This is a genomic window from Glutamicibacter sp. B1 (genome assembly GCF_039602135.1).
Classification (GTDB): Bacteria; Actinomycetota; Actinomycetes; order Actinomycetales; family Micrococcaceae; genus Glutamicibacter; species Glutamicibacter ectropisis.
In genome coordinates, this window is sequence record NZ_CP125942.1 from 3,149,235 (window position 1) to 3,163,883 (window position 14,649).

The 14,649-nt window shown below is 56.8% G+C and carries 15 protein-coding genes and 2 riboswitches; of the genes, 8 read left to right on the forward strand and 7 right to left on the reverse strand.

Features of this window, described 5'->3' with window-relative positions; genetic code table 11:
* The first annotated feature begins 191 nt into the window (after positions 1 to 191).
* A complete protein-coding gene (locus tag QMQ05_RS14775) occupies positions 192 to 860 on the forward strand; it encodes an IclR family transcriptional regulator (protein ID WP_345471241.1) in 669 nt (222 codons plus the stop codon).
* A 30-nt stretch (positions 861 to 890) separates the two neighbouring features.
* Here QMQ05_RS14775 and QMQ05_RS14780 read toward each other — a convergent pair whose 3' ends face one another.
* Positions 891 to 1,055, reverse strand: coding sequence for a hypothetical protein (locus QMQ05_RS14780; protein WP_345471243.1), 165 nt, complete (start codon positions 1,053 to 1,055; stop codon positions 891 to 893).
* A gap of 218 nt (positions 1,056 to 1,273) precedes the next feature.
* On the opposite strand from QMQ05_RS14780, the gene QMQ05_RS14785 reads away from it, so the two are divergent.
* Positions 1,274 to 2,041 carry a DUF2786 domain-containing protein gene (locus tag QMQ05_RS14785; protein ID WP_345471245.1) on the forward strand — a complete coding sequence of 256 codons (768 nt, stop codon included), beginning with the start codon at positions 1,274 to 1,276 and terminating at the stop codon, positions 2,039 to 2,041.
* A 125-nt stretch (positions 2,042 to 2,166) separates the two neighbouring features.
* Here QMQ05_RS14785 and QMQ05_RS14790 read toward each other — a convergent pair whose 3' ends face one another.
* The gene (locus tag QMQ05_RS14790) at positions 2,167 to 2,625 is read right to left on the reverse strand and encodes a GatB/YqeY domain-containing protein (RefSeq protein WP_058255691.1); all 459 of its coding nucleotides are present in this window, start codon (positions 2,623 to 2,625) and stop codon (positions 2,167 to 2,169) included.
* Between the two features lie 84 nt (positions 2,626 to 2,709).
* Here QMQ05_RS14790 and QMQ05_RS14795 point away from each other — a divergent pair, with 84 nt between their 5' ends.
* The gene (locus tag QMQ05_RS14795) at positions 2,710 to 4,101 is read left to right on the forward strand and encodes a DUF4232 domain-containing protein (RefSeq protein WP_345471247.1); all 1,392 of its coding nucleotides are present in this window, start codon (positions 2,710 to 2,712) and stop codon (positions 4,099 to 4,101) included.
* Positions 4,102 to 4,109: 8 nt separating this feature from the next.
* Here QMQ05_RS14795 and QMQ05_RS14800 read toward each other — a convergent pair whose 3' ends face one another.
* Together QMQ05_RS14800 and QMQ05_RS14805 are read right to left on the reverse strand one after the other, a co-directional pair.
* On the reverse strand, positions 4,110 to 5,384 hold the full coding sequence (locus QMQ05_RS14800; RefSeq protein ID WP_345471249.1) for a carbamoyl-phosphate synthase: 1,275 nt from the start codon (positions 5,382 to 5,384) through the stop codon (positions 4,110 to 4,112).
* Between the two features lie 13 nt (positions 5,385 to 5,397).
* A complete protein-coding gene (locus tag QMQ05_RS14805) occupies positions 5,398 to 6,540 on the reverse strand; it encodes a lipid II:glycine glycyltransferase FemX (RefSeq protein ID WP_345471251.1) in 1,143 nt (380 codons plus the stop codon).
* Between the two features lie 96 nt (positions 6,541 to 6,636).
* On the opposite strand from QMQ05_RS14805, the gene QMQ05_RS14810 reads away from it, so the two are divergent.
* From QMQ05_RS14810 to QMQ05_RS14820, 3 genes are read left to right on the forward strand one after another with little or no spacing between them, the layout of a single operon-like run.
* Positions 6,637 to 6,966 carry a metal-sensitive transcriptional regulator gene (locus QMQ05_RS14810; RefSeq protein ID WP_334122422.1) on the forward strand — a complete coding sequence of 110 codons (330 nt, stop codon included), beginning with the start codon at positions 6,637 to 6,639 and terminating at the stop codon, positions 6,964 to 6,966.
* Positions 6,967 to 7,023: 57 nt separating this feature from the next.
* Positions 7,024 to 7,338, forward strand: coding sequence for a heavy-metal-associated domain-containing protein (locus QMQ05_RS14815; protein WP_345471253.1), 315 nt, complete (start codon positions 7,024 to 7,026; stop codon positions 7,336 to 7,338).
* Between the two features lie 54 nt (positions 7,339 to 7,392).
* Positions 7,393 to 9,636 carry a heavy metal translocating P-type ATPase gene (locus QMQ05_RS14820; RefSeq protein WP_345471255.1) on the forward strand — a complete coding sequence of 748 codons (2,244 nt, stop codon included), beginning with the start codon at positions 7,393 to 7,395 and terminating at the stop codon, positions 9,634 to 9,636.
* 93 nt (positions 9,637 to 9,729) lie between these two features.
* Here the strand turns inward: QMQ05_RS14820 and QMQ05_RS14825 are convergent, their stop codons facing one another.
* A complete protein-coding gene (locus QMQ05_RS14825) occupies positions 9,730 to 10,221 on the reverse strand; it encodes an Lrp/AsnC family transcriptional regulator (RefSeq protein WP_345471257.1) in 492 nt (163 codons plus the stop codon).
* 85 nt (positions 10,222 to 10,306) lie between these two features.
* On the opposite strand from QMQ05_RS14825, the gene QMQ05_RS14830 reads away from it, so the two are divergent.
* Both QMQ05_RS14830 and cycA read left to right on the forward strand, forming a co-directional pair.
* Positions 10,307 to 10,927, forward strand: a complete 621-nt coding sequence (locus QMQ05_RS14830) for a LysE family translocator (protein WP_345471260.1) — start codon at positions 10,307 to 10,309, stop codon at positions 10,925 to 10,927.
* Between the two features lie 140 nt (positions 10,928 to 11,067).
* A riboswitch (glycine riboswitch) is annotated at positions 11,068 to 11,166 on the forward strand.
* Between the two features lies 1 nt (position 11,167).
* Positions 11,168 to 11,275, forward strand: a riboswitch (glycine riboswitch).
* A gap of 176 nt (positions 11,276 to 11,451) precedes the next feature.
* Positions 11,452 to 12,942 carry a D-serine/D-alanine/glycine transporter gene (cycA, locus tag QMQ05_RS14835; protein WP_345471262.1) on the forward strand — a complete coding sequence of 497 codons (1,491 nt, stop codon included), beginning with the start codon at positions 11,452 to 11,454 and terminating at the stop codon, positions 12,940 to 12,942.
* 69 nt (positions 12,943 to 13,011) lie between these two features.
* On the opposite strand, the gene QMQ05_RS14840 is transcribed toward cycA, so the two are convergent.
* Positions 13,012 to 14,043, reverse strand: coding sequence for an FUSC family protein (locus QMQ05_RS14840; RefSeq protein WP_345471264.1), 1,032 nt, complete (start codon positions 14,041 to 14,043; stop codon positions 13,012 to 13,014).
* Positions 14,043 to 14,492, reverse strand: coding sequence for a MarR family winged helix-turn-helix transcriptional regulator (locus QMQ05_RS14845; RefSeq protein WP_345471266.1), 450 nt, complete (start codon positions 14,490 to 14,492; stop codon positions 14,043 to 14,045). Before QMQ05_RS14845 ends, QMQ05_RS14840 begins: the two co-directional genes overlap by 1 nt.
* Positions 14,493 to 14,649: the final 157 nt, after the last annotated feature.

Genomic DNA, 14,649 nt, shown 5'->3' on the forward strand with positions numbered 1-14,649 from the left:
CAGGGACTTGACCCTAAAAAGGACATTCTTCGTTGAAGGCAGGCTACGCAACGTAGCCTGCCTTCAACGTTCGCTAGGCCAAGGGTCTGTCATTGACTATGAAGGCATTGGGCTAGGCTGTGAGCAAGAAACTGAACACCGAGAGTAGTACCTTGCCGAGCTACCGGCAGGCGAGATGAAATGATGAAGCAATGACCAAATCCACCGAAGGCGGATCCCAAACTTTGGGCCGCGGGCTCGAAGCACTGACCCTCATTGGCGAATCGAACGCACCACTGAGCGTTGCTGAACTGGCCGCCCAACTGGGCATTCACCGTTCCATGGCCTATCGACTGGTCAAGACGTTTGAACAGTACGGATTTGTTGAACGCATGCCTTCGGGAGATTTAGAACTGGGCGCACGCCTCGGCGCGCTGGCCCGCAATGTTGCCAAATCGCTGCAGTCTGCGGCGGCTCCCGAATTGGCTGCGGTCTCCGATGAACTTCGCATGACTGCCTTGCTCGTGGTCTTTGATGGTGAAGCGGCAGTCACTTTGAGCACGGCCGAACCACGCTTGGCTGATGCGACGGTGGCCCAACGTCCTGGCACACGACATCCCATTGATGATGGCGCACCGGGACGAGTCATCCGTTCGCAGCTCAATCCTAGTCAGTATCCGGCGAAAACTTTCGAATCCAGTCACGACGAAGTCATTCCGGGGCTACACTCCATCGCCGTACCCTTGGTTTTACCGCAGGCAAAACCCGCTGCCATCGCGGTAATTTACCCTCCACTAGAGCTAGATGAAGAGCATATTGCTCAGGTATTGTCCTCAGCTTCCCAGCGCATCTCAGCTGCGCTGGGAATTCGACTGAACTAATTACCTGAGATGTCTCCTACCGATGATTGCCTACGCGGTGCAGGCCTCGTTAGAACACCCAGCATCGCGGGGTTTGTAGGTTTCTGTTCCTTCGACCTTGTCCCACACAATGTGCCGATGCTGTCCGCAACGCTCACACGAAGGAGCCAGGTAGGTGGCCCGCTCATCCATGGTGTATACCCGAAAATCGCCCATCAGAACCTCTCCTAAAACAGCCCCGAATTCTGCACCCGAGGCGTGCTGGACCTGCTTGGTGCCTTCACTCTACGCGCGGATCGCATCACCGGCTAGAGTCGTTTCCAAACAGTTACCCACACCCTGCCAAGCAGCATTCTCCACGACCTGCAACACTAGTGCCGTGAACCAGTACAAACCGTTTCACTACCTATCGCACTGCCCGGAAAGAAGATGTCATGAGCACCTCTGAACAGAAGCTTCAACGACTCAAGGAACGCATCGCGTTACTGCTCAACAAGGCAGAAAACACCAACTTTCCGGCAGAAGCACAAACCTTCCAAGAGCACGCTGAACGGCTCATGGTTCGGTATGGCATTGGGCGCGCGGAGCTGGACGCGCAGCCGACCGGCCCTGGCAAAAAGAAGGAGCCGATCATCGAAGAGCACTTTGATATGAGCGGCACCTACCGGCTAGGTCAACGCGACGGACTTTCCTCGGTGGGCCATGCGTTTAGGACTGTGACCCTATTGCAGACGAACTATTCAAGCTTCTGTCGCTTGTACATCATTGGCCACGAGTCAGACGTGAGTACCGTCAAAAGCCTGTTCTCCTCCCTGGTGATTCAGGCGAGCCTAGCGATGAGCCACTGGTGGGGCGAAGAAGGAAAGTATCTGGCTTGGGATTGGACCGATTCCGAAAAAGTCATTGAGCGCCGAGAGTTCCAACGCAGTTTTTACCTGCAGGTGGCCGAGCGCCTCCGTGACCTTTATCAGGAGGAGAGCCAACACAACGGTAGCGGTACCGAGCTAGTTTTGGTCAGTCGCAAAGAACAGGTTGATGAATTCGTGAGCGAAAAGTATCCATCCCTGCGCCGAAGCCGAAATCGAGCCGCCACCGGTAGCTTGAATGCTGCATTGGCTGGACGGGTGGCCGGTAGCCGTGCCGACCTTGGTTTTGGAAAAGATGTTGAATCCAGTGGATCGGCCGGCGAAGTCGCTAGCTAGGACCTGCTTATTCGAAATTTACCCCTAAAATTTCGAGTAAGTCTCGCTTAGTGGAAATTTTTAACTGTCGGAGATACGCAAAAGGGCCGTTCCGAAGAACGACCCTCACTGCTGGTTCACCAGCGTTAGCCAAGCTTGGCGCGGACCATCTGGGATACTGCCTTACCGTCAAAACGACCAGCAATTTCAGCCCCAACCAGCTTCATGGCCTGGCCCATGTCTTTCATGCTCAGCTCATGATCTGAGGCAAGCTCAGCCATCACCTTATCCACGATGCTCTGGGCTTCAGCCTCGTCGAGCATCTTTGGCAGGTAGGTGGAGATGAATGCAGCCTCGGCCAACTCACGCTCAGCATGTTCGGCACGACCATCCTTGGCAGCTAACGCCGCGGTTTCTTCGCGGTTGCTGACTTCCTTGCGCAACAGGTTCTCGACGTCTTGGTCATTGAGTTCGCTGGGATTCTTGCCCGACTTCTCCTTGGTGCCAATGGCGCTCAAGATATTGCGTAGGGTGGTTTTCTCCAGCTCGTTGCCTGCTTTCAGGTGGACGATGCTGTCTTCGCGCAGGCGATCTTTCAAACTCATGGGGTCTCGCTTTCAAAGTACGTGTGATTGAAACTTTACCCTTTGACGCCAATATTCCATTGGTTGCCTTGGTACGGTAACTAAATGAAACCACGGCTCATTGGCATCATCATCGCGACGTTTGTCCTCGCGGTGGTTGCCGTGGTGATTTGGAAACCTTGGAGAGCATTCAATATCTGTGATGCGCCGAAAGAGTTTTGCGCTCTTGCCTCGGATTTGAAGCATCAAGAAGGTATCGATAAAGCAGAAGTTGACTACGAAGTCACCGCCGTTGATGCCAAGGACGGAGACTCTGCTCAAGCCTCATGGACTGTGAAACTCGACGAATCTCTGGCTGCAGACCAAGCCGGCGAGTTAGCTCAAGAAGCATCGACTCGAATACAAGATTTCGTCGACGGACAACCCTTAGTACATAGTTCGGCGCGTTTTGTTTCCGGAGAACCGCAGGATTCTGACATTCCAGATCTCGAACTGTATCCATTGGACGTCTCTGCGGGTGAAGACATCAAAGAGCAAATCACCCAGGCCTTCACCCTGCGTCAGCTCGGTGCCCAAAGTGTGGGTCAAGGATCTGCAGTTGCCAAAGATATCCCGTCCTTGAAGGTCCTCGGCGAATACACCGCCGAGCATGAATGGCCTATTAGTCTTGCCCTGGAGGATTCCTCAGTCAGGTATAGCTCCGATCAGCCATTGGATCTCGCCGAGTTTGAACTGACCTTAGAGGCTGCCACCCACGAGTCTGTAGAAATCTCTATCTTCGATTCCAGTGGCCTTTCGGTACATTCCACCGCAGAAGCTGGATCGCAAGAGGTTGCTCAGCTTGAATCATGGCTGAAGAAGCATTCGCCATTGCAGGAACCTACCGCGTTCGCCATCAGCGATGCTGGCTACGCCGACATTATCGAAGGCTGGGTTGGCCAAAAGCTTCCCGAATCGCTCATTGCTCGCCCAGCGCAATTGCCCGATGGAGTCAGCGCGTGGCCCAAGAATTCCGCAGCACCAAGTTGCACGCAGGATGACTTAGAACTGAGTCTCGGTTCTCCAGATGCCGCTGCCGGATCACGATATATGGCTGTGTACGCCAAAAATATGTCGGCTTCTTCCTGCGCCATCAACGGGTATCCGAAGATTCAGTTCCTTAACGCTCAGGGCGAATCCCAAAACGATGTATCGCTGATGCCGATGAGCAATATTCTCAGCGAGCGCGTGGTGATTCCGGCCGGAGAAAGTGTCATGTCTGCGCTGAAGTGGATGGCCATGTCTACAACGAATGATCCGGATGAAACTACTTCGCTGAGGATTGCCGCGATGTCCGGATTCCCCCAAGCTACTTACGTCCCCGAGACCGAAGGTTCCACCACGAGCCTCGATATTCTGGATGGTGGTGAGGTCACCCAAAGCCACTGGCTTCAAGCCCTCGATGGCTGGCCGATACCAAGTAACGTCGGCCAGCAGCCATCAGCCGAACGCCCGTAAGCGTCAACCTACTGGGCGCGCGGCGGGAATTTCTTGTACTTGCGGTAATGGTTCACCGCGTTTAATACCAAGTACAACTTACGGCGAGGATTCTTTTCTGCCGAGAATTTCAACGGGTTAGCAACCTTGCCGGCCTTGAGCAGTGCTGCAGCTTTTTTACCCGTTTCACTGTCAAGGAACTGTCGCAACAAGTGATGTGGCAGGACGGTAAATAGTTGTTCGTGGCGCAGCTGTAGTACCCCAGCGGCAGTCTCCATCACCGCATCCGTCTGCGGATCCGAATTATCAAAGTCTGGTCCGAGGAACTCGGTCACGTAGAAACGCGCCGGGTTGACCCCTGCAGCGGTCAGATAGAAGTGGTTTCGCCCCAGACGCGGGTTGATCTCGAAGAACTTGATCTGCCCATCGCGGCGATCAAATTTCGCGTCAATCATCGCAATACCGCGCCAGCCCAGCTCTTCAAGCATGCGCGCACCATCAGCGGCCATCTGATCATTCTGACCGGTGACAATCGCTGCCGAATTACCCAGCACCAGTGGCGCATGTTCTTCGATGACCACTTCACCGTATCCAGCGAAGATGACTTTGCCTTCTTGGGTGGCGAAGTAGGTGCATAGGCGCATCGCGTCATCGCCGCCGGGAACGTATTCCTGCAGGATGTAGCCCGAGGTGTAGCCACTGCCGTCAATCTTTGCCAGTAGGCTCTCAAGTTCTGCCCGGGAGTTGATGGTGTGGATTTTTTGCTTGCCCTCGAACTTTGCGGCGATCCAGTTCCCCGAGCTTGAAGGCTTGCCAATCACCGGGTAGGTGAAGTCCTTGGCCATCGCATCTAGCTCAGTACCCGGGTAGTACACGGCCGTGCGCGGGTGAGCAATCTGGAGCTTGTCGGCGAGCGCATAGAAGTTTTCCTTCAGCGCGGCCGCTTCGATGGTTTCCAACTCTGGGTAGGGAATCACGAAGTGCTCTTCGAGTTGCTCGCGGTGCTTGGCAATCAACATAATGTGGAAGTCCAAGGAACCAAAGAGCATTAGTGGGCGCGAGGAATCGGCATTCAGCTCGGCAGCCAAGTCCCTTAGTGCCGCAACCACGCGTGCTTCATCGGCCATAGAACCAATGGGGCGCAATTCGATGGCCACCGAATGTTCAATGACTCCGTTGCCAGCTGCCGGCAACACGACCGAGCGTACCCCGTACGCCTCGTAAAATTCGCGGGCCAGGGTGTAGGTTCCAATATCTCCGCCAAGGATGACCGGGACGAAGGGCTGGGTTGGATCTATTGCCAAAGTGCTGTTTTCCCTACTTCTTGCGCCAGTTCATGTACTTTTCGAAAGCCCAGGCCAGCGGTTTGTTCAGCGCTAGGTCCCATTCGCCGTTGGTCTGCACAATGTCGCAACCAGTGTTGGTCTTGAACTTGGTCAACCCTGATAGGTGGTGGTCCTTATCCAAGGTGGCGCTGACGCCACCCTGATCAAGGTAGCGGCAACCGGCAGCGATGGAGTCTTCCACCATGCGGTTCATGATCGCCTTCGGGGCGAAGAGCTTACGGTGTTCCGAGGACGATGCGCCGTAGAGATACCAGGCCAGGTTGGAGGAACGGATCACGATGGATGCCGCAAGATCCACGCCTTCATTGCTGGCGATGTACAGGGTGCAGGATCCTGGCACTGCTTCGTTGAGCACCCGGTGCATGGTTTCAAAGTAGCTCAGTGGGCGACCGGTGAATTCTTGGCGGTCCGCCGTGTGGTTATACAGGGCATGGAAGCGGGCCATGTCCTCGGTGTCGCCCACCTCGATTTCCAAGGTGCTCTTGAGTGCCTTGCGAGTTTCATTGCGGGTGGTCGACGAGTAGCTGGCCATGACCTGATCTACGTCCAGCTGGTTGCCTTCTTCGTCCTGCAGCGCGACGCGGGCTACGTATTCTGGCTGACCGGCACCGAAGTCCAGTCCAACGTCTTCCTTGGTGAATCCAAGATCTAGCAGTGCGTCGTTCAGAGCAAGGGCCTGCTCGGAGCTGGATTTAAGTTCGAGGTCGGAAAGCTGGTTGAAGCCTTCCTTGCCGAGATTCTTGCGCACAGCTGCGGCCGCCCAGGTGCGCACTTCGCGTCCTGGCCCCATTTTCAGCTGGAAGGCGCCACGGTTTTTGAGGTAGGCGGCCAGTGGTCCAATGACGTTCTCTGCCCGGTAGGTCTGAAAGTCGATGACCGGACCGTCGGGTACGTAGGCAAGAGTCTTTTTGATCACGGGGGCGGCTCGGTGCAGCACCAGGGCGGTGCCTACCAGTTCGTCTTGGTCGAAGAAGCCGAGGGATTCGCCACGCCAGCCGCCCTTGACCCGGGCCCATTCCGGACGCTGCAGGAAGCTGACGTCGTGGGCGGTTTCAAGGAAGGCTGAGTGTTCGGCGCTGGAAATCGGACGCACGTGCAGGTCGTTGTGGCTCACGGGTGAAATCCTATCGTGCTTCGTGCAGATAAGCAGGGAGGCTAGATACCCCCGGATGGTATTTGACTTAATACCCCCGAGGGGTATTATTGAGGTATGGAAACCAGCCAGAGCCCAGATACCCACGCCGAGCATCACGGCTATCACGCAGACAAGTCTGCGCTGGAGCGTCGCCTCAAGCGCATCGAAGGCCAAGTTCGCGGGGTCGCCAAGATGGTGGATGAAGACAAATACTGCATCGACATCCTGACCCAGATCTCCGCGATCAACGCCGCATTGCACAAGGTCAGCGTGCAACTCATCGATGATCACATCGGCCATTGTGTGGTTGATGCGGCGAAGTCTTCCATCGAGACCGGCGACCCCACCATCGTTCAGGAAAAGATCGCTGAAGCCACGGCAGCGATTTCCCGACTCGTGCGATAGCCACTTCTTTATCCTCAAAACACATTCACACAGAATTCATCGAAAGAGAGCAAGATCATGAGCTGCAACTGCGGATGCTCCTCCGAAAACAACGCCACACCAGCACAGGGACTTCAGATCACTACTCGTGAGCAAGCCACACCGCTCACTAACCAAACCGAGATCAAAATTTCGGGCATGACCTGTGGCCACTGCGTCGCATCGGTCACTGAAGAGCTCAAAGAACTATCCGGTGTGCAGAACGTCGACGTCCTTCTCGATGCCCAAGGCATCTCCACCGCCACCGTCACTTCGACCGAGAAGCTGAGCGAATCGAGCATCCGCGAAGCCATTGACGAGGCCGGTTACACCGTAGAAGCAATCAACGCCTAGCTTCATCAGCCAGGCACCACGCCACCAAAGGTGGCAAGAAAGTGCAAGGTAAAAATGTCTTCCCACGCGCCAGAACAAGCGCAACCCGAAGTACGCACCGTAGACCTAGATATTCAAGGCATGACTTGCGCTTCATGCGTGAACCGGGTGGAACGTAAACTCGGTAAACTCCCCGGGGTCACCGCCTCAGTCAACCTCCCCTTGGAGACCGCCAAGGTGGAGGTACCCCAGGGTGTTAGCGACGAAACGCTGATCAGCACCGTTGAAGCAGCCGGATACACGGCGACGCTCAAGAAACCGGCAGTTCCCGAACACGGTGAGCATGACGAGCACTCCGGCCACGAGCATCTAGTACCCAACCACCTCTTGCTGCGACTGATCGTTTCGGCGGTCTTCACCATTCCACTGTTCGTGATCTCGATGATCCCGGTTGCCCAGTTCCCGCACTGGGGTTGGGTGGCGTTCGCGCTGGCCACACCCGTGGTCTTTTACGGTGCATGGCCTTTCCATAAGGCAGCGGCGATCAACGCTCGCCACTTCTCCTCCACCATGGACACGCTGGTGTCCTTGGGTGTGTTGGCTGCCTACCTCTTCTCTGCCATTCAGCTCATCCTTGATCCGCAGATGACGGCGCATACCGGCATGGCGATGACTGAGCACGCGCTCTACTTTGAAACCGCCGGCGTGGTGGCGACCCTGCTCCTGCTGGGTCGCTACTTAGAGCATCGCGCCAAGTCTTCAGCCTCGGATGCGCTGAAGTCCCTGCTGAACTTGGGGGCCAAGGACGCGGTAGTTCTGCGTGATGGCCAAGAAGTCAAGATTCCGGCAGCACAATTGCAGGTCGGTGACCACTTTGTGGTGCGCCCCGGAGAGAAAATCGCCACCGATGGCGTCGTCGTCGAGGGATCCAGTGCGGTAGACACTTCACTGCTGACCGGCGAATCGGTGCCCCAGGAAGTCAAGGTTGGTTCCGAAGTCACTGGCGCAACGCTGAACACTTCAGGACGCTTGGTCATCAAGGCTTCTCGAGTCGGCGCGGAAACGACCCTGGCCCAGATGGGCAAGCTGGTCTCCGAAGCCCAGTCGGGTAAGGCGCCCATTGCACGATTAGCTGACCGTATTTCTGCAGTCTTTGTTCCCATTGTTTTGGCCATTGCGCTGGCTACCTTTGGTATCTGGTGGCTGATCAGTTCCGATCCATATCAAGCCTTTAGTGCTGCGGTGGCCGTACTGGTGATCGCTTGCCCTTGTGCTCTGGGTCTGGCTACCCCGATTGGGCTTCTGGTCGGTACCGGTCGTGGCGCGCAATTAGGGATCTTGATCCGCGGCCCGCAGGTCTTGGAAGATACTCGCAAGCTGGACACCGTGGTCTTGGATAAGACCGGCACCGTCACCACCGGCATCATGGCCCATACGGGCACCACCCCGGTTGCTGGGGTAGACGCTGATGAGATCCTGCAGCTCGCGGCGGCCGTAGAACATCATTCGGAGCACCCGATCGCTCAGGCTATCGCCCGTGCGGGGGCAGAACTTGGTCCCTTGGCTCAGGCCACCGATTTCCATTCGGAGCCCGGTGGCGGCGTGATGGGACTTGTTGATGGCCAGCGCGTTGTTGTTGGGCGCCCCAGCTGGTTAGCAGCGCAGGGCACCGTGCTCGATGCATCTGCTCAGGCACTGTTAGAAGAGGCTGAAGCTGCAGGGGCCACTGCGATCTTAGTTTCGGTGGACCAACAGTTCCAGGCTGTCATCTCGGTGGCCGACCAGATCAAGGAATCCTCGGCCGCAGCCATCACCGAATTACAACGACGTGGCCTGCGGGTAGTTCTGCTCACCGGCGATAACCCCTCGGTTGCCATGAAGGTGGCAGCCAAGGTAGGCATCGATCCGGCAGATGTTTTCGCTGGGGTCTTCCCCGCAGATAAGTCGCGGACCATTGCCGAACTACAAGCCCAAGGCAAGGTTGTGGCCATGGTGGGCGACGGTGTCAACGATGCCCCAGCACTGGCCCAGGCAGATCTTGGTATCGCCATGGGCTCAGGCACCGACGTGGCCATTGAAGCCGCCGACATCACCCTAATGGGCAATGACCTGCACCAGGTCAGCGCCGCTATCGATCTCTCGGCAAAAACCCTATCCACGATCAAGATGAACCTATTCTGGGCCTTCGCCTACAACACCGCAGGCATCCCGATCGCTGCCCTGGGTTTGCTAAACCCAATGATTGCGGGCGCTGCCATGGCAGCTAGCTCGGTGCTGGTCGTGGCGAATTCGCTGCGGTTACGCCGCTTTGGCAAATAGCCAAGCGCCTAGTTGAACAGGGGCGCTGACACCTATCGAGGTGTCAGCGCCCCTGTGGCGTTCTTTGGCCAAGACAGCCAGCGGCCAGCAAACTTAGCGATGCCGCAGCGGGGCCACCCACGGCTCAACAAAAATCAGTTGCGTACGGCAGTGCACCACCTGAGGCAGGGCCAACAGCTTGTCGATGATCAGGCTTTGTAACTCGGTGCTATTGGCCACCGCTACGTGGACCAGATAATCGTCGTTACCGCTGACGTTATACAACGCCAGCGTCTCAGGCAGGGCTAGGGCCTTCTGCACAAAATCGTTGGCGGTTTCTCGAGCGTGTGGACGGACCTGGATCCCTAAGAAGGCCTGTTCGCCGCGGCCCAGCAGGCTGGGCAGGACATGGGCCCGCGTGGCAGTAATCGTGCCGTTGCGACGCATGCGCTTGATCCGTTCCAGGCAGGTGCTAGCGGCGATGCCTACTTTGGCGGCGATGTCTTTATTCGGAATCGTCGCGTCAACCTGCAGCAATTCAAGAATTGCCCAATCAACCGAATCCAATTCGGGAACTCTCTCTGATTTCTTCTGCGATTCATCCATGCCTCAACCCTAACGAATCCGGGGCATATCTTGTTGGAAGAATTTGTCTATAAATCGGAGTTCAACTTTGGCATTGGAATCTTGGGTGGCATTCATCCTGGCACTGCTCGTGACACTAGCGGTCCCCGGCCCCGACCTCATACTGGTCCTGAATTCAGCAACCCGTGGCGCACGCGAGGCGGCGTCCACCACGCTGGGCATCCTGGGCGGGTTAACCCTGCACACACTATTGGCGGTCGCAGGGGTCACTGCACTAATTCTTTCAATCCCCGGTGCATTGGACATCGTGCAGGTACTCGGTGCCGGAGTACTTTTATGGATGGGCTACAGCATGCTGCGCTCCGGGCTTCGCCGAACGCAGGTGGCTTCCCCTACAGTGGCACCGCGAACGCCCACCGGGTTTGTACGTGGCTTCGCCACCAACGCCACCAACCCGAAAGCACTCCTATTTTTCGCCGCGATCCTGCCGCAGTTCATTGGCCACGACGAACACACGACGATCCGCACCATCACCCTGTGCGCCACGATTATCCTTGGCTCCGGATTGTGGTGGGGCCTGACAATCCTGCTCGTTCGCACCTGCGGGCTGCAGCGCCATGCTTGGGCGGACCGCGCCATCGCCCTACTTGGTGGTGCAGCCCTTTTGCTGATCGGTGGCGGACTCTTGGCCACGGCTATCCATCACTTGATGACCATCGGAAGCTGAACGCGAATACCCCTTGCGCCACTTTTAGGCGAACCCCGACAAGGGTCTACCCTGAGGATCGCGCGACATCTTCACGTGTGCGACTTGCATCACATTCATTATTCTGCGCATACTGTGATAGCAATCACCATTTGTGCCGTTGATGCGTGGCGGGAGAGTCCCGTCCTCACCAAGGGCGGGCGCCGTAGGAGCAATTTCCTCCCCGGGAAACTCTCAGGCATCCGCACCGCCACGAGAAGGCAACTCTGGAAAGCAGTGCAGAGTATTCTGCGCTCACCGAAGGAGCAAGTTTGGCCCAGTAGTCGGGTCCAAGCGAAAACTCTCAGGTCACTATACAGATTGGGGAGGGACCACGAACAGTGACGCTTGTAGTTCACCAGTTCGCTGGCTCTCTCCAATGGGCATAGCTAGCAGTTGCTCTTAGTGCATCTGGCTATCGTTGTCTTCCCGGAGCCAGGCGATATTGGCGTTCTCAGCAAAGAAAGTTGCTAGGCGTCACGCCACACTCCTGGAAGGCAACCAGCATGAGTACCACCAGTTCTGATCCCACACTCGAACGCGGACTTTCTAATCGGCACATCCAGCTCATCGCCATTGGCGGTGCCATCGGCACCGGACTCTTCATGGGCTCGGGCAAGACCATTTCCGTGGCAGGCCCATCGGTCATCTTCGTCTACATGGTCATCGGCTTCATGCTCTTCTTCGTCATGCGCGCCATGGGCGAACTTTTGCTGAGCAACCTGAACTACAAGACTTTTGCCGATTTCGCCGGCGACCTCTTGGGTCCCTGGGCAGCATTTTTCACCGGCTGGACCTATTGGTTCTGCTGGGTGGTCACCGGCATCGCCGACGTGGTCGCCATCGCCCACTATGTGGCCTTCTGGTGGGGTGACCTGCCGTTGTGGATCCCGGCATTGGCGTGCATCGCCCTGTTGCTGGTCCTGAACCTGGCTACCGTTAAGGCCTTTGGTGAAACCGAATTCTGGTTTGCACTGATCAAGATCGTGGCCATTGGTGCATTGATCGTCGTGGGTCTGGTCATGATCATTACCGGCTTCCAACACAATGATGCCACCGCCTCGGTAGCGAACCTGTGGACTAATGGAGGAATGTTCCCCACCGGATTCATGGGCTTCGTAGCCGGATTCCAAATTGCGGTTTTCGCCTTTGTTGGCATCGAACTGGTCGGCACCACCGCCGCCGAAACCAAGGACCCGGAGAAGACCCTGCCCAAGGCCATCAACTCCATTCCGCTGCGTATTCTCTTCTTCTACGTCGGCGCCTTGATCATTTTGATGACCGTGCAGCCGTGGACGCTGTTCTCCTCGGAGAACTCCCCCTTCGTGGGAATGTTCGCCTTAGCAGGCCTGGCCGGCGCGGCCGGCGTCATCAACTTCGTGGTACTCACCAGCGCTACTTCCAGCGCCAACTCCGGGATCTACTCCACTTCCCGCATGCTGCGTGGTTTGGCTCAGGAAGGTGATGCGCCAAGTGGTTTCAAGAAGCTTTCAGGCCGCAAGGTCCCAAGAAACGCCCTAATGTTCTCGTGCATGTTCCTGCTCGCCGGCGTGGTCCTGCTCTACAGTGGCGATTCAGTCATGGAGGCCTTCACGCTGGTCACCACCGTTTCGGCCTTGTGCTTCATGTTCGTGTGGACCATCATCCTGCTCAGCTACCTGGTGTTCCGCGCTCGTCGACCGCACCTGCACGATGCATCGAACTTTAAGGTTCCCGGCGGACGGGTTATGCCCTATGTAGTCTTGGGCTTCTTCGGGTTCATCTTGTGGGCGCTGACCACCCAGCCTGACACCCTGGTCGCTTTGCTGGTCACACCGAGCTGGTTCCTGATCTTGGGCGTGGGGTACCTGTTTGTGCGACGCAATCCGCGGCATGAAGCACTGCGCGTTGCCCACATGGGCAAGGTGGCCCACGAACGCTACGAAGCTGCCGCCTACCGGGACAGCAAGGCTTTCGGCCACAGTGATGAGCACCTGGAACAGGAAGCCCGTCGGTAACTGTCGTTGAGTTAGACCGTTTTCAGTAGTCCCGCACCGTGTTCCTTAGGTGCGGGACTACTGTTTTTCCTAACTGACGATTTGGCGCCGGCTGGCAATGATTCCGATGATAATGCTCTGCACGGCACCCACAGCGGCGCCCAGTGCGGTCATGGCCACGCGGTCGATGAGCAGGCTGGAGGCGGGCTCTGGGGAGACTATGTGAACCATCAACAATGCAGTCACGGTCATGAACACCATACCGATGGCGTAGTTGCGCAGAATCACCAGTTCAATACAGATCTGACCGATGATCGCGACGGCCAAGAGGACCCAGATCGGTGGCTCAAAGACGAGCACCGCAGCGGTGAGCACCACACCAACGCATGTTCCGACACTACGTTGCAGCCCGCGGGCCACCCGAGCATAGGCGTCGATTCCGGTTACCGCTGCAATGGCTCCCAGGCTGGCCCAATACCAGTGGCCTCCGTTGAGAAGTTCGGCAGCGATACCTGCCAGCAATACGCCCAGCCCCATTTGTGCTGATTCGCGCAGGGCCCGTGACGATGGTGCCCAAGAGTATCCAGCGCGGAGCGTATGAAAGAGATGGGATCGGCGTAGCGAGAGCCCGAGCATAAAGAGCAGGCTAAAGATCATCGTTCCGCCACCAACCAACAGCACACCAACAAAGGAGTGAGTGGTGGCAGGAATGCTGATGCATGCCCCGCCGGCGAATACAGCAAAAATGGGTCCTGGCGGCATCCACCTCGCAGCGCGGGAGACGTAGTTTGCCCCAAAGCCAATCACCGCAAGCACCAGCGCACAAATAATAAACGGTGCATGGATCAGCGAGAAGAAGGTGCCCAGCAGCATGGCCGCCAGCTGTACCAGCCCGACCGATAATTGTTGCCAGAAGCGTGGCGCGTACGCATCAAAGCGGCCAAACACCGCACAGAAGGCTCCGAAGGCCGCGTACATGGCCCAATCTAAATGCCCGGTAGCGCTCACCAAGATCAGCGGGATACCAAGTGCAATGGCGGCTTTGGCTGCTGGAATCACCGATGGACGCCGGGGAGCAACAACGACTGAACGCGTCAATACTTCTTTGACATGTCGTTTCATCAGCGCGCTTCACCATCCGTGCTAACAACCAATTGCAATAGGGTGCGCAGGGTCTCTTGCTGTTGAGCATCGAGCGCACCAAAGACTTCGGCTTCACTGCGTTGAGCGGCAGCGATCGCCTTGGCGGTGAACTTCTTGCCCACCTCGGTCAGGGTGATGATATTGCGGCGCCGGTCTGCTGGGTCGACACTTCTTTCGAGGATCTTGCGCCCTGCAAGCTCGTCAAGGTACGCCACCAAGTGACCGCGATTCAGGTTAGACCGCTGAGCCAGATCATTCTGCGACATCCCTCCAAACTCGGCGAGCGCGCAGACAATCGTGAAGTGATTGCGGGTCAGCGATTCTGATTCCATGAGCTCAGTGAGTTCTTGAGTACCAACCCGCCCCGCCCGCGAGGTCAGATAGCTCAGGGAATTCCATTGAAACTGCGGAATCAGAAAATCGCTCATTGTTCCAACATATCATTTCACGCCGAAACTATTTCGTTATGAGTCAATTATTCGACAAAGGTCGCCAAGAAAGTCGACCCATCATTCTCGGGTGGTCTAGGCCTAAGTTCCACTTCAGTAGCAGGGCCTAGCCACCGTCAACTCGGATAGTCAGTAG